Genomic DNA, 20,085 nt, shown 5'->3' with positions numbered 1-20,085 from the left:
AAAATTATGGCAACTATTTTAGTCACGGGAGGAGCCGGATATATTGGCTCCCATGCTGTATTAGCTCTGAAAAACGCAGGTTATAAAGTAATCGTTTTAGATAATCTATCGAACGGACATAGAGAACTTGTAGAAGAAGTTTTGCAGGTAAATTTGATTATTGGAGATATGAGCGATCGCACTCTTCTTGATGACATATTTTCAACTCACAATATAACTGCGGTTATGCATTTTGCTGCTTATATCGCAGTCGGTGAATCTGTCACAAATCCAGCCAAATATTACCATAATAATGTTGCAGGTACTCTGACGCTTTTAGAAGCAATGATTGCTGCATCAGTTAATAAATTTATCTTTTCTTCTACTTGCGCTCTTTATGGTGTACCAAAGTTTGTTCCTCTGACCGAAGACCATCCACAAGATCCCATTAGTCCCTATGCTACTAGCAAGTGGATGGTAGAACGAATTCTATCTGATTTTGATGCAGCCTACAATTTAAAGTCTGTACGTTTCCGTTACTTTAACGCCGCAGGTGCTGACCCTAATGGGTTGTTGGGTGAAGACCACGAACCTGAAACTCATCTCATCCCATTAGTACTGCTAACTGCTTTTGGTAAGCGCGAATCGATTTTGATTTTCGGCACTGATTATCCTACCCCAGATGGTACTTGTATCCGCGATTATATTCATGTGACTGACTTGGCACAAGCTCATATTTTAGGTTTGGAATATCTGCTCAAAGGGGGAGAAAGTGAAGTATTTAATCTAGGAAATGGCAGTGGTTTTTCAGTCAGAGAAGTGATAGAAACAGCTAAAGAGATAACAGGCAAAGAAATTAAAATAGAAGAACGCGATCGCAGACCAGGCGACCCTCCTATTTTAGTTGGCAGCAGTGACAAAGCAACTAAAGTTTTAGGTTGGCATCCAGAGTATCCTAATCTGAACGAAATTATCGCCCATGCTTGGCAATGGCATCAACAACGACATAAGTAAAGACTATAGCAATCCGATTTGATTCGGAGAATTACTTGTAGAGATTAGGGACTGGGGACTGGGGGCTGGGAAGAAGGAATAAAGGTGTACTGAGTTTTTTTCTACGCAATCAAATATGAGTCCTATAATTTAAAACATCCTGTAAGGATTAGAAATTCATTCTTTCGGTACTCGTAAGCTAATGAAAGAACTTGTTTAAATTAAAGAATGGCTTAAAACAAGTATCAGTTAGTATTAGTTAATGAGCGTAATCGAGTTTCAAAATTTACCTAATGCACAGCAGTGCCAAAAAAGTACACTGCCCTCTTTAGGGCTAGTTTGCATCACCTCAGACAAACAAGTGCGCTTTCGGACAATGACACGCACCCGATACTTAAAACTTTCCCTTAGCGATCGCGAAAGTGTCCTGAGTGAACTGTATCGCCATAATTTGCAACGCTTACATGATGCCCTCTCCTTTTGTCAGCAAAATAAAATTCAGCTTTATCGGATGTCTTCTAATTTATTTCCCCTAAGTGACTTAGAAGACGAAATCGGCGCAAATATATTAGAAGCAATGAGCGCTGATTTAGCAACAATTGGTCAACGAGCAAATGCATTGAACATCAGAATGGTGTTGCATCCAGATCAATTTGTAGTGCTAAGTTCTGATTCCCCTGAAGTAGTACAGGCAAGTATTAATAATTTAGCAGGACATGCACGTATACTTGACTTACTGGGATTACCGCGATCGCCTTGGTCATTGATGAATATTCATGGTGGCAAATCTCAACGTCCCGAACAACTAGTAAAAGTAATTTCCGAACTACCAGAAAATATCAAAAGCCGCTTGACTTTAGAAAACGATGAATACGCCTATAGTGCCGATGAAATTTTAGCAGTATGCCAGCAAACTGGTGTGCCGATGGTATTTGATGCCCATCACCATATTTGTCACGAAAATTTGGATAGCTACGATCATCCGAGTGTAGCATCCATGTTTTACGCAGCGCGAGAGACTTGGAAAAATCCAGATTGGCAATTAGTGCATATTTCCAATGGTGAGCAAGCTTTCAATGACCGAAAACACAGCGATTTGATTACCGATATGCCTAACGTTTACTACCAAGCACCGTGGATCGAAGTCGAAGCTAAACAAAAAGAAGAAGCGATCGCACTTTTGCGTTCTGGGTGGCTAATGAACAATAATTGTACATAAATTAGAGACATCTAGTCTATGTTGTCTGCACCTCTGGTGTTGTGTCTGGGTTAACCACAGTGAAACTTAGAGGATGTTTGAAAAGTTTTATTCTCGGTAACAAAACGTTCTAGATTCCCCTAAATCCCCCAATAAATTGGGGGAGTTTGATTCCGGTTCCCCCTTAAAAAGCTACAGTATACACACAAGTCTTTTAAAGTTGCTATGTAACGTAGGGTGGGTTAATTTTTGTAGGTCGATGCAACAAAAATGCAGGACGATGCAACAAAGATGCAGGACGATGCAACAAAGATGCAGGACGATGCAACAAAGGTGCAGGACGATGCAACAAAGGTGCAGGACGATGCAACAAAGGTGCAGGACGATGCAACAAAGGTGCAGGTCAATGCAACAAAGGTGCAAGACGATGCAACAAAGGTGCAGATCAAGAGACTTGTGTGTACACCGTAGCCTTAAAAAGAGGGGCTAGGGGGATCAGTTAGTGCCTAAATATCACATAACCACTTTTCAAACAATCTCTTACACGTTTACAGCCTCATTTATGGTTAATACCTCACTTAATTGGTCTATAAACCATTTTATAGAAGCTTGATTTTGATGTGATTATCTATAGCTAAATTGCTTATTTCTATTGGTAGATTAAATCAAAATTTAAAAAGACCAAAATGAAAATATACAGAGATAAAAATAACCTGTAAATTATTAGTTTTATGCAAAAAATTTATGGCAATGTTCAGGGAATAAAAGCTAGTCAGATTAAACGACTGCAAGAGCTTTATGAGCAAAATCAACCAGCAGATAGATTTCTTACGCCAGAATTTGCTCAAGCCTTAGCTACAATTAGTCAACAAATTCATCACCCGATTTGTTGTTATATCAATCGGCGTGGGCAAATTATCCGAATTGCTGTCGGAACACCCAGTCAAACTCAAATTCCACCTGAAGAATTACCCCGCCGCAGTGCAGAACGTTTGAGCGGAATCCGTTGTGTTGCTACTCAACTTAAATCAAATTCACTTGATGAAGCCGCGTTGGTTGCAATGATACGTCAGCGCTTAGATGCTCTTGTCATGTTAACTGCAATTGATGGCAAAGTAAAAGAAGCTTTTTTAGCTTACCTTTTCCCTGACTCAGAAAGTCCTTGGGTAATTTCACCTCCTCTAAGTTTGGACGATCTAACCGAACAGGAATTTGATGAACTAATTGAAGAATGGGAGAGAGAAATTGTTGATGCCGGAGATGGAATATTCTTATCTCAAGAAATTGTTTCCGACCAAGACAGGGTGCTGCTGGTAGGAGTGCAGACAGAAGATGTCTCAGTTCAACGATTTGAAGATGGACTTGCAGAACTAATGCGTTTGGTTGAAAGTGCTGGAGGAATTGTACTTGATACAATGCGGCAAAAGCGCGAGCGCGCCCATCCCCAAACAGTGGTCGGTAAGGGAAAAATTGAAGAAATCACCCTTTTAGCTCACAAACTAAGAGCTAATCTAATCGTTTTTGACCGAGATATTTCTGCATCTCAAGCTCGTAATTTAGAACAAGAGATTGGCATCCGAGTTGTAGACCGCACAGAAGTAATTCTGGATATTTTCGCTCAACGCGCTCGTACTCAAGAAGGTAAATTACAAGTAGAACTGGCGCAACTCGAATATATGTTACCTCGGTTGCGCGGTCGCGGTCAGGAAATGTCTCGATTAGGTGCGGGGATTGGTACGCGAGGCCCTGGTGAAACAAAACTAGAGACGGAACGGCGAACAATTCAACGACGAATTGCTCAACTACAGGAAGAAGTAAATCAATTACAAGCACATCGCGCCCGAATTAGACAACAACGACAACAGCAAGAAATTCCGGTTCTGGCATTAGTTGGCTATACCAATGCTGGTAAATCTACTTTGCTGAATGTGTTAACCAATGCGAAGGTTTTCACCGCAGACCAACTATTTGCTACCCTCGACCCAACAACCCGCAAGGTGGTAATTACAAAACCAGAAACACAAGAACGCCGCTCAATTTTGCTCACAGATACTGTAGGCTTTATTCACGAACTCCCACCACCACTGATGGATGCGTTTCGCGCCACATTGGAGGAAGTTGTTGAGGCTGATGCGATGATTCATGTCGTGGATTTATCCCATCCAGCTTGGGAAAATCATATTGCAAGTGTGCTGGAAATACTCGAAGAAATGCCAGAGATTCCAGAAAAAAGTTTGATTGCTTTTAACAAGGTTGACAAAGTAGATAGCGAAACCTGGGCTAGGGTTCAACAAGATTATCCCGAAGCTGTGTTTATATCAGCAACCCAGCACTTGGGTTTAGAGACTTTAAAAATGCGATCGCTACAACTAATTGACGAACCTGTAAAGGCGATTGCAGTTCCACAAAATTCATACTAAACAAGAAGGAATTATATGACACCGACTATCATTGTTCACGGTGGAGCAAAAACCATCACGGACGACAAGGTTGCAGCCAACAATGCAGGCTGTACAGCAGCAGTAGAGGCTGGTTGGGCAGTGCTAATCAGTGGAGGTACTGCCGCCGAGGCTGTGGAAGCAGCTACTCGTGTTTTGGAAGCTGACCCGACATTTAACGCTGGCCTTGGCGCAACTCTCAACAGCGACGGAGAAGTGGAGTTAGACGCGGCGATTATGGAAGGCTCTTTAAGTTGGGGAGCAGTTGCAGCAGTTCAAGGTATACGTCATCCCATCTCGGTTGCCCGAAAAATTATGGATGAAAAACCCAGGCTGCTAGTAGCGCGGGGTGGAGAACGCTTCGCTATAGATTGTGGTGCGGAAATGTGTAAAAAAGAAGACTTAATAGCCGAAGAGCAATGGCAACAGTGGAAGGAAGATCGGGAAGTTATCGATCGCCCCAACACCATAGGTTGTGTTGCATTGGATGCTAGCGGTGTTTTAGCTGCTGGCACTTCAACTGGCGGCACTACCAAGCAGCAACAAGGTCGCGTCGGTGATACTGCACTTGTTGGTTGTGGCTTGTATGCTGATAATAAAATCGGCGGTTGCTCAACAACAGGTGATGGCGAGTCGATTATCCCGGTGGTTTTGGCTAAAACTGCGATCGATTTTTTGAGTGGCGATCGCCATCCAGATGAAGCCGCACAAATGGCAATTGACGCTTTGGTTTCTAAGGTTAAAGGTGAAGCTGGGTGCATCCTCATAGACCGTCAAGGACGCGTTGGCTGGGCGTATAACTCATCACACATGGCTTGTGCTTATATGACCGTAGGACAAGATAAGGTGGCTGCCTTTACTAAGAAATAACTCATACCAATTCGGAATGGGCTACGCTCAGGTAATGCGTAATTAATGAAGCCAAATTACATCTGAGTTTTCAAGTTTAAATATACAGCTTTATTTTTTAAAGTTGGTATTATTTGGAAATGCAGGAAAATCGTTTTCTATAAACAACCGTATCCCCAAAGGGGATGCGGTTTCTCGGAGGACTAAATGAATTCAAAATATAACTTTCAATACTTTCAAGGGAATTCTCTTTCTGACTTGTTTGCTCTTGATATCACAGATGCATCTTATGGGTTTATTTTAAATTACCCTGCAACTGCCAGTTGGGCTGCTTATCCTAACCGAAAAAAATATTTTATTCAAGATGGCAGTAGTGAAGCCACTAAAACCTCCTTCGATAAGATTTGTCAGAAGGAACCGTGGAAAAATCTGGCTGTATTAGGCGATCGCATTCCTGGAATTGTGATTATTCCGCCGCCAAAGTCGCTGCTTGAATACTGGCAAGAGCATTTCGGCTTCAGCCAGTCCAATATTGAAATGATGGATTGCTCGACTTATCTGGACGATCTTAGCCACAGCGAACGCTTTGACAAACTCATTAGTCTATTTCCCTTCGATCGCCTCAAACCTGAAAAACACGCTGTTGATCCAGACACTCATTACCGCTTACTCAGCAAAGTAACCCTAGCCGAATTGGGGGTGCAATGTCCAAAATACGAAAGCTACAATCTGCACCAAGTAAATATTGAAGATATTCAGTTACCACAATATCCCTACTTAATTAAAACATCCCACGGACTCTCAGGAGAAGGCACTTATATCATCAAAAGTCCCAGCGATTTGAACTACTGCCTTGAAGAAATTAGGAAGTATCTTGATATTAAGTTGCTCAATACGATTATTGTCTCGGAGTTCGTCAAGAATGAGGTGCAAAATTACTGCGTACAATTCTATGTCAACAAGCTAGGAGAGATAACCCTTATTGGCACTACCGGCCAACTCGTCACTCCAGAAGGTAACTATTTAGGTGGACTGATTGACTACCGCAACACTGACATGAGCAAGTTCTTTGAGATGATTGCTAACGTTGGTCAGTATGCTCACAAACAGGGTTATTTCGGCGTGATTGGCTTTGATGTGCTGGAAGATCGAGACGGACAATTTTATGCGATCGATGCCAATTTCCGAGTCAATGGCTCGACTCCATTGTGCTTGCAGCGTAATACCCTACTGAAGCTAGGAAAGGGAGTAGCTAAATATTCCAGTGACTACCGCATGGAAGGAGCGTTGGATTCAATTTTAGCCACTTTAAAACCAGAACTAGATCGCAAGGATTTAATTATTCTGTCCGCTTTAGAGAAAATCAAATACGGAAAAATCTACACAGATATTTATGCGATCGTGACTGGAGAAACTATCCAGGAAATGCAGCATATCGAGCAGAAATTACAGGATAAGGGATTACAATGGCTCCCTTAAACACCGCCTCTGTTGATATCTGGCATTATCAATTTTCATTTATCGTAGAAATTTGGGAGTAGCTTTATAGCAGGAGGCAGAGGGCAGGAGGTAAAACTATTGTTAACTCTAGCATTCACTCTTTCCAAATGTCCTAATTTGTGTGACTACGGCTATAAAATATTTCAAAATATCCTGTTTCAGGGTTTAAATAATCAAATTAAAGGTTAAAAAGCAGAATTATTTGAGATAAAAATCAATAATGATACTTCTAGTCGCTACATTGGTCACACAGTTAAAACAAACTAATAAAGCATAAAATTTATTTTTGAATACTTTTTTATAGAAAAAAGTATTCAAAAAATACAAAATACATAATTTACACTTTATTTAAATATATTTAATTAGGAGAATAGACATGAAATTCCAAATAGAATGTAATACAGGTAAAACTAGTAAAATATGTTTAATTTGCCAGCAAAATTCTCAGACAGATCGAGTCAGGTTAATTGTATGCAATGACCAAGGCGAAGGCTATGGAGATATATGCCATCAATGTATAAGTAAAGGTGGTGATTGGGTTCAATTTCAACTCCAAAAATTCAGCCATCAACTACTAACTTGAAAATTATTTTAAGGATATCAAATTTTTATAGTAAGCGGCTGTAGCCTTTAAAACAGGGCTGTAGCCGCTTATTACGAGCAAATTTAATTAATTTTACATTGTATAACATCAAAAGAATAATATAACTGAATGAGTAAGCTACAAATTGGTACTAGTGGTTGGGTTTATAAGCATTGGATGGATATTTTATATCCACCACATTTGCCTAGCGATCGGCAATTATCATTTTATGCTCAACATTTTTCCACTGTAGAAATTAACTTTTCCTTTTATCGTTTGCCAGAACGGTCTGTCTTTGAAACTTGGTGCAAGCAAACACCATCTAATTTTATGTTTGCTGTTAAAGGTAGTCGCTATCTCACCCACATGAAGAAATTAAAAGACCCGATAGAGCCGCTATCTCGCCTAATGGAACGCGCGTCTGGATTGCAAGAAAAGCTTGTCCCTATTTTATTTCAATTTCCTCATACTTGGCAGATTAATATTGAACGTCTTCAGCCCTTTTTAGAATTACTGCAAACCTACCCTCAACAAAGATTTACAGTTGAATTTCGTCATTCAAGTTGGCTGATTCCACAAATTTACCAACTATTAGAAAGTGCAGGTGTAGCTCTTTGTCTACCTGTCAGCCCAACAGTTCCTCTTGATATCTGTTTGACTGCCCCTTGGACTTATATCCGTATGCACAGTGGGCAATGGAACGTAGGTTATACCGATGAAGAATTATCTACATGGGTTGAACGTATCCATTTATTTCTAATGCAGGAGATTGACGTTTACATGTATTTCAACAACGACCCCGATGGGAACGCTATTCGTGATGCTCAACGACTCTATAGTTTGCTGGGATGTTGTTGAAATACATAATTGAAAACTTATTATTCCACTTCTATCAGATCGGTTGACTGCTTCATTGGGAATAAGAATCGCATTAGCTGGCCTAGTGGTATAGAGCGTTGCTCCTGAACAAAAACTAAGGGTACAAGTGCAGCCATGCGTAGTAAGCTTGAGAGAACAAACAACCCCAGCAAACCCGCAATACCGGGCAGAGTTGCTAAAAAGCTACCGACAGTAATACCCATTGCTCCAGTGATACCAGCAATTGCAGCTGCGATCGCAAAATAACTCGACTGATGACCCAACGGTGCTATTCCCATCATCAAATTGTTGGTACACAAATCAATTGCTGCCCACGTTGCGCCAGCTAGTATGTGTAACAAGGGTAGCCAGATCCAAAAAGAAATGCGATCGCTTCCAACCAAAAGCCACAGCAGAGGTGTCACCGCCACTAAGATTCCCACTAATAGTAGTAGTGGACGATTCCCAATTCGGTCGGCTAGTTTGCCCCACAAAAGCAGCATTAGCATATTCGCGCCAGTTCCTAAGCCGTGATAAATCGTTACTATACTTATATCTATATCCAGATTATCCAGCATATAGAGGTTAAAGAAAGGATTGCTGATGTTAACAGCAAAGCACCAGATGCTCAGGTAAAGCACAAACTTCAAAAAATTAGCATCTTTAAACAAGCTCAAATCTATTCCTTGGGGCTGTGGGTGTGATGTGTCTGAATCTCCAACTTTTAAAAGCTGCGGGTTTATATCAGTCATCCACAACTGGCAGCCCACACTGATTAGCCCTAAAATGATTCCTAGAATCAAGACTGCACCATAACCTTGAAGGGTTCCACCAGGCCAAGCTGATACCGCTAAACCTAGCAGAGGCACACCAACAAGGTTAGTCAAGCCGAGAATACTGTTGCGAAAGCCGAAATATCGCCCCCGCAACCGTTGAGGTACTAACACAGCTGACCACCCAAGCCAAGGCGCACGACCAAAAGCTTCGATGATATTAGCTACTAAGAGAATTGCCAATGTCAACTGTACTACTTGGTATCCAGTAATACGAGATGAACTAACCAACCAAATCGCTGGTAGAAGAATCAACCATAGCAGCCGCGACGGGATGAAAATACACATGAAATACCAACGGAAGCTGGTACTTCGATTGACCAAATACGCTCCCAGTGGTTGGAGTAGATTCACCATCTGAGGGATAGCCGCGAGTAGACCAATTTCGGCTGCCCCAGCGCCTAACTCTAGCAAGAAATTACTGAGCAACGCGCCGCCGATGATACTATAAAGAACCGCAGCAAAGACACTTTCAAAAGTTAACGCCTTGAGACTTTGGCGAATTTTTGGCTTAGGGATTTTTAGAAACAGTTTTGGAGTTGGGAAAAGTACCGTCTCTGTTAATGCCCTATCCTCTGAGATTTCTTGAATGGGGACAGGGGGAAGAGAACTAGCTTCTACTGAAATGTCATCTTCTTGGGGCTGAACCATATTATTTAGTCAATATTTAAAGAATTAAATTGTTATAGCTACTATTACCCACAATTAGTAAAATTTATATAAGATTTAATCAATAAGTTCTAAAGCATTGCAATTGCTTACTTATCCTGAAGAACTAGTCTATAGTAAGTGTTGACTATAAACTGCTTGAACAGAAATAACTAACATATAGCCGTAGTCATATAGGTTAGGACAGTGTTAATTGCTCAAAGCCTTAAATTGACCGGGTTTTTACTCACCACGGGCTAAACGCCCCGCTGACGCTAACAGCACTTTGCTATATAACTGTGGTTAGGCTTCTATCTCACAAGTAAATTCTTTGGCCTAAAGTTAATACGATTTTCCTATAGCAATCCTAAATCATTCGTGAGAGAGAAAATCGCTGAAAGGCTTTAAAACACCCACTTTTAATCTCAGTGTTTTCTCACGTTTCAATTCGGATTGCTATATAAGCTTTAGTGTAATAAATTTAGCAGTTAATTAATATTTTGTGAGGATAAAATAATAGGATTTTTTCAAAATCATTCTTGAGGATTAATACCTTTACAGAAAGATATAAAAATTTAGCTTCTACGAGTACACATAGACATAAAGAATGCTGATTTATCTAGCCAATAGTTATGATTGGGGTTAAATTCAAATTATTTAAGTACTCTTTTTAGATAATGTGGAGATAAAATTTACCATATACGCTGTTTGTCTATTTAACCTTTTAATTTCAGTGATGCCAAATAAGTAATCTAAAACCAATTGCATAAGTCTTGAGGAAATTATTTCACTGAAAATTTCTATCCTAAGGTATCATTGCTCATGCTACTGAATGTGTCACGATGAGCTACGCCCCGATAGAGGCGATCGCAACATGAATCAAAAACTCTTTTATGGCACAGACAGAAATCAACGATATATCGGCAGATAGCTCCTTAGTCGATCCTGAAAAAGACCTGCTAGGAAATGCGAACTTTGCCAAGCATCTAGCAGACAGCATTTGTAAAATGAGCTTTCCTGAAGGTTTCATTATTGCAGTTTACGGTTCTTGGAACTCTGGCAAATCTACATTATTAAACTTTGTAGTTCACTATCTTCAGCAAAAGCCAGAGGAGGAGAAACCAATTATCGTTCCTTTTAATCCCTGGTTATTCTCTGGACACGAAAATATTACAAGACGATTTTTTGACCAATTAAAAAACGTTTTAAGCAAAGAGTCATCTGTGCCAAAAGGTTTGAGGGAGAGAGTAGCTGATTTTGCCGCCATTATTTCAGATATTCCTCTACCTTATGCTCAAACTGGCAAGGCATTAGCAGCATTATTGGACGATAGGGACAAGGAAGCTGCCGAATTAAAAGAAGAAGTAGAAGACACGCTAGTACAGCAGCAGAGGCGAATAGTCGTAACAATTGATGATATCGATCGGTTGGCTGCGGAAGATATCAAGCAGTTATTTCGTATTTTTAAAGCAATGCGAAATTTTACTAATCTTGTCTATCTTCTGGTTTTTGATAAAGAAATTGTCATGAGAAAAATTGCAGATACTAAAGAAATATCTGAAGAAACATACTTAGAAAAAATTATTCAAGTTAGTTTTGAGTTACCTATTGCTGATAAAACCTCACTTCGCAGGCTGCTTTTTGAAAAGCTTGATAATATATTTGCAGAAACTCCAAAACAACAAATAAACCAAAGTCGCTGGGGTGATATTTACTTTCAAGGAATAGAACACTTTATTACTAACATCCGCGATATTACTCGTTTTATTAATACTTTAATGGTGACGTATCCAGCAGTAAAAGATGAAGTAAATCCTGTTGATTTCCTTGCCATTGAGTCTTTGCGAGTCTTTTGTCCAAAAATTTATAGTATAATCCATCAAAATCCTCATATTTTTGTAGGAGAGATAAACCTTTCAATAGACGAACTCAAGAATCTTCTGAATACCTGGATTGCTCAACTGCGAGATGAAGACAAGCAGCCTATTAAAAACCTGCTAATGCACCTTTTTCCTAAATTAAAATTCATTTTGGGCAATACTTCTCTAGATGAAAAGCAATTGGAATGGCGCGAACAGCTACGTGTGTGTAGTTTAGAAATATTTCCTATTTACTTTCGTCTGTCGTTATCAGCAAGTAAATTGTCTAATATTCAGATAAAAATTATCCTTGGTTTGGTTGAAAATAGAGAGAGGTTTAGAAATTCTTTGATAGAACTTACTAAACAAAAGCTTCCAAACGGCACAACGCAAGCCAGGGTGTTTATAGAACAGCTAGAAAATTCCACTGAAGAAATTCCTGTGAATTACATCCCTTCAGTTGTAGAAGCTTTGTTTGATGTCAGCGAGCAATTATTATCTCAAGATGATGAATCTCATAGCATTCTTGCTTTTAGCAATGAAGTTATTATTAGTCGTTGTATCTCTCAACTCTTGCGTCAAATTAATGAAACATCACGGTTTGAGTTGCTAAAAAAAGTAATTACCCAAGGGAAAGCGTTACCAATAATTAATCATGAAATTGCAATACTAAAAGAGCAACAAAGTCAATATGGTACAGATAAATCTAACTATGAAGAGAAATGGCTTGTGAACGCACAGCACCTTAAAGAACTAGAAGAAATGACTACAAGAATATAGGTAAAAACTGATACTAGCTATAAATAATATGAACTCTGGATTTATTTATAGTGTTTCTTGGTTGCGTACAATAAAGTGGGTTAAAAATAAATTGACTTCTTGGCGATCAAAACACTACTACTAGATATATAAATATTTTATAACCCACGAAAGATTTAGATATCTTCAGCACTTTCTAATATCAGGGAATATACTTTAATCCCCCCATTGCACTCATGGAATCGTATGACGTTGTAATTATTGGCGCTGGTCATAATGGCTTAGTTTGTGCTGGCTACTTACTAAAAGCTGGTTACAGCGTTCTGTTATTGGAAGGGCGATCGCTCCCCGGCGGCGGTTCTACAACTGAAGAACTTATGCCTGATGAAGCACCTGGTTTTAAATTTAGTCCTTGCGCCATTAACCATCTGTTTATTTTCTTAGGCCCAGTCATCCAAGAGTTGGAACTGCATAAGTACGGCTTGGAATATCTTAGCTGCGATCCAGTTGCCTTTTGCCCTCATCCAGATGGGAAGTACTTCTTAGCTCACAAATCCGTGGAAAAGACTTGTGCGGAAATTGCCCGTTACAGTCAGCGTGATGCCCAAAAATACGCTGAATATGCCGATTTTTGGCAGCGCTTTATCACAGGGATTGCTCCTTTGTTCAATGCACCACCCAAATCAATTGTTGATATTGCTGGTAATTACAATCTCAATAGTCTGCAAGACTTATTTTCCCTTCTAGGTGGCTCTAACACAACCCTTGATTTACTCCGTACCTTACTCAGCAGTGCCACTGATAATATTAACGAATACTTCGATTCTGAGTTTGTCAAAGCACCTCTGGCTAGACTCTCAGCCGAACTGAGTTCCCCTCCCTCACAAAAAGCTATGTCCTTTGGGGCGATGATGATGATGTTACGTCATAATCCCGGTATGGCAAGACCGCGTGGTGGTAGTGGTGGACTTGTGGAAGCTTTGGTGAAAATGGTAAAAAGTGAAGGTGGTACGATTCTCACCGACCAAAAGGTAGAAAAAGTCTTGGTAGATAATGGTAAAGCAGTTGGTGTGCGGGTTGCTGGTGGCAAAGAATATCGTGCGAATAAAGGTGTAATTTCAAGTATTGATGCCAAGCGCTTATTCTTGCAACTAATGGATAGTAGCGATGTCGATAATAGCGATCGCAACTTGCGCGAAAGGTTAGACCGCCGCATTGTCAACAACAATGAAACCATCCTCAAAATTGATTGTGCTTTATCTGAACCGTTGCGCTTTGTCCACCACAATCATCAAGATAATTATCTGATGGGTTCTATTCTGATTGCTGATTCCGTCAATCATGTAGAACAAGCTCATAGTCTGATTACTCTGGGTAAAATTCCTGATGAAGACCCATCGATGTATGTGGTAATGCCTACCGGACTCGATCCATCGATGGCACCAGAAGGCAAGCATACATTATGGATAGAGTTTTTTGCACCTTATCAAATTGCTGGTGCAGACGGTACAGGTTTAAAAGGTACGGGTTGGACGGATGAACTGAAAAATAAAGTTGCAGACAAGGTGATTAATAAACTGGCGCAATATTCGCCCAATTTGCAACATTCAATCATCGCCCGTCATGTAGAAAGTCCGGCTGAGTTGGGAGAACGGTTAGGGACTTATAAAGGTAATTATTACCACATCGATATGACTTTAGAGCAGATGCTTTGCTTCCGTCCGTTGCCGGAATTAGCGAACTACAAAACACCAATTGATAACTTGTATCTTACTGGTGCTGGAACTCATCCGGGTGGTTCGATTTCCGGTTTGCCGGGACGCAATTGTGCGCGTGTATTTTTGCATAATGAGCAACCCATCGCCCAGAAAATCAAGGAAGCCGGAGGTTCAATCAAATCTGCTCTTACATCTGTCTTAAGGAGTGAATCAGACTAAGAGACTGTTGATAAAAAAAGTAAATAGCATTAGGAGATTGCGTCATTTGAAAGTTGATTCTGAAGTAGTGAAACGGCTACAGATAAGGTTTGGTAAGCTTTTTGGTGCAAGTTACTAATGCTTTTTAGTCAAAACTATCAAAAGTTTAGACAATGCCCTGAGATACTTCCCGTGACGCTTTCAGATTCCCCAATAGACAGAGAACTGCAACCGTAATAGTAACTAAGATGTGGGTGTAGTAGAGTTATTCAGGAATATTTGCAATGGCAACTGAAACTAACAAAGTGGTTGAATTATCTACTGAAGCTAAAGCCTATAACGGTGTCGATCGCAATGCTTGGATTTTTGGATGGAATCCGCAACAAGAGTTGTGGAACGGGCGTTTAGCGATGATTGGCTTTATTTCTTACGTACTTTGGGATTTAGCTGGTTATAGCTTAGTGCGTGACGTACTCCACTTGGTTCGCTAATTCTTCACTGATGATTTATCCCCCCTTGGGGAAATAATTCAAGAAATAACAATTTAGGAGCGTTGTAATAAACTTACTCGTGAATTAGAGTCTAATGCCGAGGTTATGGACGCACGAATACAATAATCTAAAGGAGAAAAATATGATAACTAAAAACACAATACATGCATTAGGAGTATTTGCGAATTCTCAAGGAATAGAGCAGGCAATTAATGAATTGAAAACTGCAAATTTTTCTCTGGAAAAAGTTTCTGTTATTGCTAAAGATGTAGAGCAAGGTGAAAACTTAGGTGAAGCGCAGATAAGCGATCGCATTGGCGATCGAGATGTCGATACAACTGGAGCCGTAGGAGACACACTGACAGCAGCTACTTGGGGTAGCGTGTTAGTTGGTTTGAGTAGTTTAGCACTTCCCGGTTTAGGAGCCGTACTCGCAGCAGGTTCTGTAGGTGTAGCATTGGTTAGTAGCGTGGCAGGTGTTGCTGTGGGAGCCGCAGCAAATCAGAATTTACTGAAGGCATTAGGTGATTTAGGTATCCCTGAAGAGCGAGCCAGAGTTTATAGCGATCGCCTCCAGCAGAGTTATTATTTGCTCATACTAGAAGGCTCAGAAGAAGAAATTCATCGCGTTGAACCCATATTACGCGATCGGGGTATTGAATATTGGGGCGTTTATAATTCCCCGCAGGCTTCAAATGGTGGGGTAAATTAGCGCTTTTTTCAAACATTTCAAACATCCTCTTAGGTACGATCTATTGGCTCGAAGAAAAACAGATGTGAGAAGGAATTTGCGAGATGCTTGAGATGCCGATTTGAAATCAGGCCCATGAAAGTTATACCAATTTGAAAAAAGAATGCGACAGATACATACGGACATACCTTTCTTCTGTCTGGCTTTCTTAATGCATGAATTTTGAATTGGTATTAGGTTCAATTCCATCTAGTTATTTCTACCTTTTTTGTTAATCCTAAAGTTAGATGTAATTTTTCGGGTTCAAGGCAAAATTGTAATAAATAATCAAACAGGATAAAACCATGAAAACTGACAACATAAACAATTCTAACAACACCGAACGGACAACACTTGAAGGTGGAAGCAAAGAAGCTCTAAATCAAAAAACCTCTATCCAATTTATACTTAGCATAACTTTGGGAGTATTAACAATTGTTCTAGTTGCTGCAAGTGCTTATTACGGACTTATTCGGTTTTAATCCGATTTCTTAAAGTAGGAAGTTTTGGTTTTTTTGAGCGCATTGAATAATTTCAAATATAACAAGATCCTCAGCAAAATGTATGGCGGTGCTTTTAGTTTATCAAAAGCCCTTATTGGGTTAAAAGCACTGTCATACTTTTCTTATGATGGAGGAGCAGTTCTAGTTTTGGCAAATAAGCTGTTCCACATTTAACTTGCATATATTGGGCGGGCGAGACGCCATTGGTGTCAACTTAACGTAAAACCGATGTCCTGCAAGGAACTGAAGTTCCTTGCTCATAGCAAAAGTCATCTAAAAGATGACTAAATATCCCGGAAAATCTTTAGTCATCTAAAGATGACTTGAGCTGTTAGCCTGGAACTTTAGTTCTAGGCGGGTGATGAAGCCAACAGTGAAGCCATTTATAGCTTAAGTTGACACGTATGGCGAGACTACGATTGTATTGTAAAAAACTTATATATTGAGGGATGTTTGAGTTTATAATTTCTAACAGAATACAAATATAATCTAGTAGTGATTGATTGAAGAAACGCTTAAGCCTCTAAATTAGAGATTTAAAAATAACTTTTTTATAAGTAGGAGTATTGATGAGTTTACCAGTTAAAGAAATTGTGTTAATGCCAGGAGAAGGTAATCATCTAACTACTGGTAATAGCGAAATAACATTTAAAGTAGTTGGTGCTGATACTCATGGTCACTTGGGATTGTTTGAAAACTTAATACAACCAGGTGGAACTGCCCCGGTACTGCATATTCATCGACAAATGGAAGAAATGTTTTATGTATTAGAAGGAGAAGTAGAAATTCAAGTTGGAAATCAGATAGTGCAGGGACAACCAGGGGCATTTGTATTAGTTCCACGTAATACGCCTCATACATTCGCTAACCGAGGAACTCAGCCTGCAAAATTATTAATCATGTTTTGTCCAGCAGGAGAACGCGAAAAGTATTTTGAAGGGTTAGCCGAACTGCTCAAGGAAGGACAGACTCCAGACCGAGATGCTCTTGTAGAATTGATGCGGAAATTCGATCAGGAGCCAGTAGAGATTTAATTCTTGGCGGTGTTATATCATGTCCGCTTGATTGCTTATTAAACTCGAAGAACCCCACCCCGCCAAAGCTGTGCTTTGTCTCCCCTCCCCGCAGGCGGGGAGGGGTTGGGGGTGGGGTTCTTTTATTATGGGTAATTTGGCGGACATGATATTACTTGAAAGTATCAACCGAAGAAAAACAACACTCAATACGGTTCGGTTAAAGGGGAAAGGGAAAAGGTATTGGTTTTGAATATCTTAGTGGCATTCCTGTCTTATATGTGCAGCCTGAACGAGAGCTAGAAAAAGTTTTTGATTACTGGGATCGAGAATTGAAAGCTCAGGATGCCATTGTACACCGATTGCCCAAGGATGATGTTCGTGCTCCACAGCTTCAATGACTCCATCATCCCAGGCATGAGCAACAACCCGCCAACCAGGCGGTACTTTATCTACTGCTTGATGATGCCAAGAAACTACAGATATGCGAGAATTTTGTACACACTCAGCTAAAAGGCTCTCTCCATCTATCGTGACGAGATGTTCTGTATGTAAACGTCGTCCTGGTTCAGGCTCTAGACGATGTAATGCAGATGTACCGTAAACATCTGGAATGTGAGGAATTAGAGTACCTCCACTGGCAACGATAAGAATTTGTAAACCCCGACAAATACCTAATATCGGCAAATGACGTTCAAGAGCTAACTTGCCAAGCTGCAATTCAAAAGCATCACGTTCGCGATCGACAGAATAAATAGTCGGATGAGCAAAACCATTGTAGCAAGCAGGGTGAATATCTCCACCACCAGAGATGATTAAACCATCCAAAGAATCTAAAAGTATTCCAAGTTCAATTTCTCCTGGTGGTAATAATATGGGAATGCCACCTGCTTTACGGACTGCATCTATATATTCGCTTGGCAGAGAAAATGGTAATGCTGCAAGGCGACCATAAGTTGTAATCCCAATCAATGGTTTTCGATATTTTCTACTCATCATTCCTCAAATAAACGATCGCCTTTATGTAAACGATAAGCGATTTGATAGGTTTGTGCTTGCGATCGCATTGTGGGAGAATGGGCTGCTAAATACCGAGCAGCAGCAACTAATACATGAACCCCAGCAGGAGTGTCACCTAATAGGGAATACTGACGAAAAGCGGCTTCTATTTCTTGAATAACATGAAAATCACGGTTTTCTCTGAGCATCATTTTTCCTAGCATCGCCATCAGTCTTTCAGGCTTGCCACCACTATATAAATAATTAGCCACTAATTGACCTGTTTGGTTAACTTGCTGTTGACGATTTAATAAATCGGGTAGCTGCTGGAGCAATTCTTCGGGATTTGGAACGGAGTCTTTGGGTTCTGGAAGTCGTGCTGGTGGTACATTCAAAAAACGATTCAAATAAACACTCATCGCCGCATCAAACACGCCTCTGAGTAGTTCCACTGTTGGCACTCGTCGTAAACCTTGATGCACAGCGTTTGCAAAAGTGAATGGATGATGTGCGGAATTCCAATCTCCAAAGTCATTGTTAGTATTAAAACGAGCTACACGCAACGCTGCTGTATAAGTAACTATACTTGCTAATTGTTCTTCTGTACAACCAGCTTGTAGGGCATTCAGTAGCGAGTCAGCGATCGCTTGTGGGTCTTCACCTAATAAGATTGGTATTAATTGCTCTGAGTTTGCCCAAGTTCCTCGTTGAGATTTTCCCGCATTTAAAACATTGGGTAATTGCTCAAAAGCCGACTCTAATATTGCTACCAAATCTACAGGGTAGCGCCAGGAATTAGATTCTTCCATCCGGGATGCACTAGCTAAACCCGAAACTAAGCTAGGTAGAACAGATTCCGCAGCTTGCCAACCAACAATATCAAGTGCTTCCAGTGCTTTGTTAATAAAATCAAGGGTATGCCCAATGTCGAGATAACGATGATCTGTAGCCGATGAAAACAGCATATCCGCAACTTGCTCTAAATTAGCCCCTGAGCGAATCGCAGATACCAGACATCTTTGTGCGGCTTCAGCATCCCGTACCTCAATAAACTGGCAAAACCAGCTTTTAAGAGTCGGAAAATCAACTGTAGAGTTGGGCAACGGCTGAACGACAAACAAAGGCGGCGCGCCTGCACTATCATTAGCGACTGCCGAAAGTCCGTGAAATAAAGCACGGGGTTTGTCTTCTTCATCCAGATAAGGTAAGAGATTGATCGTGCAGGTATGGATAGTTAAACCTGCACTCCAACCTGTTTTGTTATAACGAGTGCCAAATTGTAGCCCGATTTGAAATGGTTCAGCCGGATTTACTCCTATATCTAACAGTGCGATCGTTGATTTGGCAATCACCAAGGAAATACTCTGCTCTAAACCATCTTCAAGGCGTTGACGGTGGTGGGCATGAAAATTAACTGGCGGTGCTAAATTCACCCAAACTTCACCATCACGGATTTCTACAGGAAATGCCGGCACATCATCTGCCCAAGAGTCAAAGGTTCCACCACTAGCTATATCAAAGCGGGCATAATGCCAAGGGCAGGTAACAATACCATCTTTGCAAGTGCTACCTTGTAGGGGAAAACCCATGTGGGGACAACGGTTATCAATTGCATAAACTTTATTGTCTGAGTAAAACAAGACAATAGTATGCTTTTCTTTGTGGATTGACAAACTGCCTGCTGCCTGAACATCTGTAAGTTGAGCAACACGGGTATAATTGTCTTTCTTGGTCGTTTCTTTAAATATTTGAGTCATTTAATTTACAGACAAGTAAATATCAAAAGCCTTGCTTCTACTGTGACAAATTTTTTCTTTTTTCGACCATTTGTACAATACTAATTTTTGTTAATATACTCGAAGCGACTGAGTACTACTGCGACTATAGCAATCCGATTTGATTTCTGAATTAATCGTAGGGACTAGGGACTGGGGAC

17 protein-coding genes are annotated in these 20,085 nt (G+C 40.4%); 14 read left to right on the top strand and 3 right to left on the bottom strand.

Features of this window, described 5'->3' with window-relative positions; translation table 11 throughout:
• Nucleotides 1–6: 6 nt before the first annotated feature.
• The 8 genes from galE to RM049_RS35370 all read left to right on the top strand — a co-directional run bounded on the left by galE (nt 7) and on the right by RM049_RS35370 (nt 8,398).
• Entirely contained in the window at nt 7–993 is a 987-nt protein-coding gene (gene galE / locus RM049_RS35405) for a UDP-glucose 4-epimerase GalE (RefSeq protein ID WP_322707549.1), read from the top strand.
• A 241-nt stretch (nt 994–1,234) separates the two neighbouring features.
• A complete protein-coding gene (gene uvsE / locus RM049_RS35400) occupies nt 1,235–2,191 on the top strand; it encodes a UV DNA damage repair endonuclease UvsE (RefSeq protein ID WP_322707548.1) in 957 nt (318 codons plus the stop codon).
• A gap of 249 nt (nt 2,192–2,440) precedes the next feature.
• Nucleotides 2,441–2,641, top strand: a complete 201-nt coding sequence (locus tag RM049_RS35395) for a hypothetical protein (protein ID WP_322707547.1) — start codon at nt 2,441–2,443, stop codon at nt 2,639–2,641.
• A gap of 260 nt (nt 2,642–2,901) precedes the next feature.
• On the top strand, nt 2,902–4,590 hold the full coding sequence (hflX, locus tag RM049_RS35390; protein ID WP_322707546.1) for a GTPase HflX: 1,689 nt from the start codon (nt 2,902–2,904) through the stop codon (nt 4,588–4,590).
• Between the two features lie 15 nt (nt 4,591–4,605).
• Nucleotides 4,606–5,478 (top strand): isoaspartyl peptidase/L-asparaginase family protein, encoded by an 873-nt coding sequence (locus RM049_RS35385; protein WP_322707545.1) that lies wholly within the window; start codon nt 4,606–4,608, stop codon nt 5,476–5,478.
• A 186-nt stretch (nt 5,479–5,664) separates the two neighbouring features.
• Entirely contained in the window at nt 5,665–6,936 is a 1,272-nt protein-coding gene (locus RM049_RS35380) for an ATP-grasp domain-containing protein (protein WP_322673017.1), read from the top strand.
• A gap of 397 nt (nt 6,937–7,333) precedes the next feature.
• Nucleotides 7,334–7,540 carry a hypothetical protein gene (locus RM049_RS35375; protein ID WP_322707544.1) on the top strand — a complete coding sequence of 69 codons (207 nt, stop codon included), beginning with the start codon at nt 7,334–7,336 and terminating at the stop codon, nt 7,538–7,540.
• A gap of 129 nt (nt 7,541–7,669) precedes the next feature.
• On the top strand, nt 7,670–8,398 hold the full coding sequence (locus RM049_RS35370; RefSeq protein WP_322707543.1) for a DUF72 domain-containing protein: 729 nt from the start codon (nt 7,670–7,672) through the stop codon (nt 8,396–8,398).
• A 20-nt stretch (nt 8,399–8,418) separates the two neighbouring features.
• On the opposite strand, the gene RM049_RS35365 is transcribed toward RM049_RS35370, so the two are convergent.
• Nucleotides 8,419–9,882 (bottom strand): MFS transporter, encoded by a 1,464-nt coding sequence (locus tag RM049_RS35365; RefSeq protein WP_322707542.1) that lies wholly within the window; start codon nt 9,880–9,882, stop codon nt 8,419–8,421.
• Between the two features lie 890 nt (nt 9,883–10,772).
• On the opposite strand from RM049_RS35365, the gene RM049_RS35360 reads away from it, so the two are divergent.
• The 6 genes from RM049_RS35360 (at nt 10,773) to RM049_RS35335 (ending at nt 17,171) form a co-directional block, all read left to right on the top strand.
• Nucleotides 10,773–12,518: a KAP family NTPase gene (locus RM049_RS35360; protein ID WP_322707541.1), complete on the top strand. Its 1,746-nt coding sequence runs from the start codon at nt 10,773–10,775 to the stop codon at nt 12,516–12,518.
• A gap of 215 nt (nt 12,519–12,733) precedes the next feature.
• Nucleotides 12,734–14,434 (top strand): beta-carotene ketolase CrtO, encoded by a 1,701-nt coding sequence (gene crtO, locus RM049_RS35355; protein ID WP_322699907.1) that lies wholly within the window; start codon nt 12,734–12,736, stop codon nt 14,432–14,434.
• A 263-nt stretch (nt 14,435–14,697) separates the two neighbouring features.
• Entirely contained in the window at nt 14,698–14,904 is a 207-nt protein-coding gene (locus tag RM049_RS35350; protein ID WP_322673011.1) for a high light inducible protein, read from the top strand.
• A gap of 142 nt (nt 14,905–15,046) precedes the next feature.
• Complete coding sequence (locus tag RM049_RS35345; RefSeq protein ID WP_322707540.1) at nt 15,047–15,616, top strand: hypothetical protein; 570 nt, start codon at nt 15,047–15,049, stop codon at nt 15,614–15,616.
• 323 nt (nt 15,617–15,939) lie between these two features.
• A complete protein-coding gene (locus RM049_RS35340; protein WP_322707539.1) occupies nt 15,940–16,116 on the top strand; it encodes a hypothetical protein in 177 nt (58 codons plus the stop codon).
• 590 nt (nt 16,117–16,706) lie between these two features.
• Nucleotides 16,707–17,171, top strand: a complete 465-nt coding sequence (locus RM049_RS35335; RefSeq protein ID WP_322692030.1) for a cupin domain-containing protein — start codon at nt 16,707–16,709, stop codon at nt 17,169–17,171.
• A gap of 237 nt (nt 17,172–17,408) precedes the next feature.
• Here RM049_RS35335 and RM049_RS35330 read toward each other — a convergent pair whose 3' ends face one another.
• Nucleotides 17,409–18,149 (bottom strand): gamma-glutamyl-gamma-aminobutyrate hydrolase family protein, encoded by a 741-nt coding sequence (locus tag RM049_RS35330; RefSeq protein WP_322707538.1) that lies wholly within the window; start codon nt 18,147–18,149, stop codon nt 17,409–17,411.
• The gene (locus RM049_RS35325) at nt 18,146–19,906 is read right to left on the bottom strand and encodes a Rieske (2Fe-2S) protein (RefSeq protein ID WP_322707537.1); all 1,761 of its coding nucleotides are present in this window, start codon (nt 19,904–19,906) and stop codon (nt 18,146–18,148) included. Before RM049_RS35325 ends, RM049_RS35330 begins: the two co-directional genes overlap by 4 nt.
• Nucleotides 19,907–20,085: the final 179 nt, after the last annotated feature.

The organism is Nostoc sp. DedQUE04 (genome assembly GCF_034530995.1).
Classification (GTDB): domain Bacteria; phylum Cyanobacteriota; class Cyanobacteriia; order Cyanobacteriales; family Nostocaceae; genus Nostoc.
Note: the sequence above shows the minus strand (reverse complement) of the source record. Positions and strands in the feature narration are given on the sequence as shown.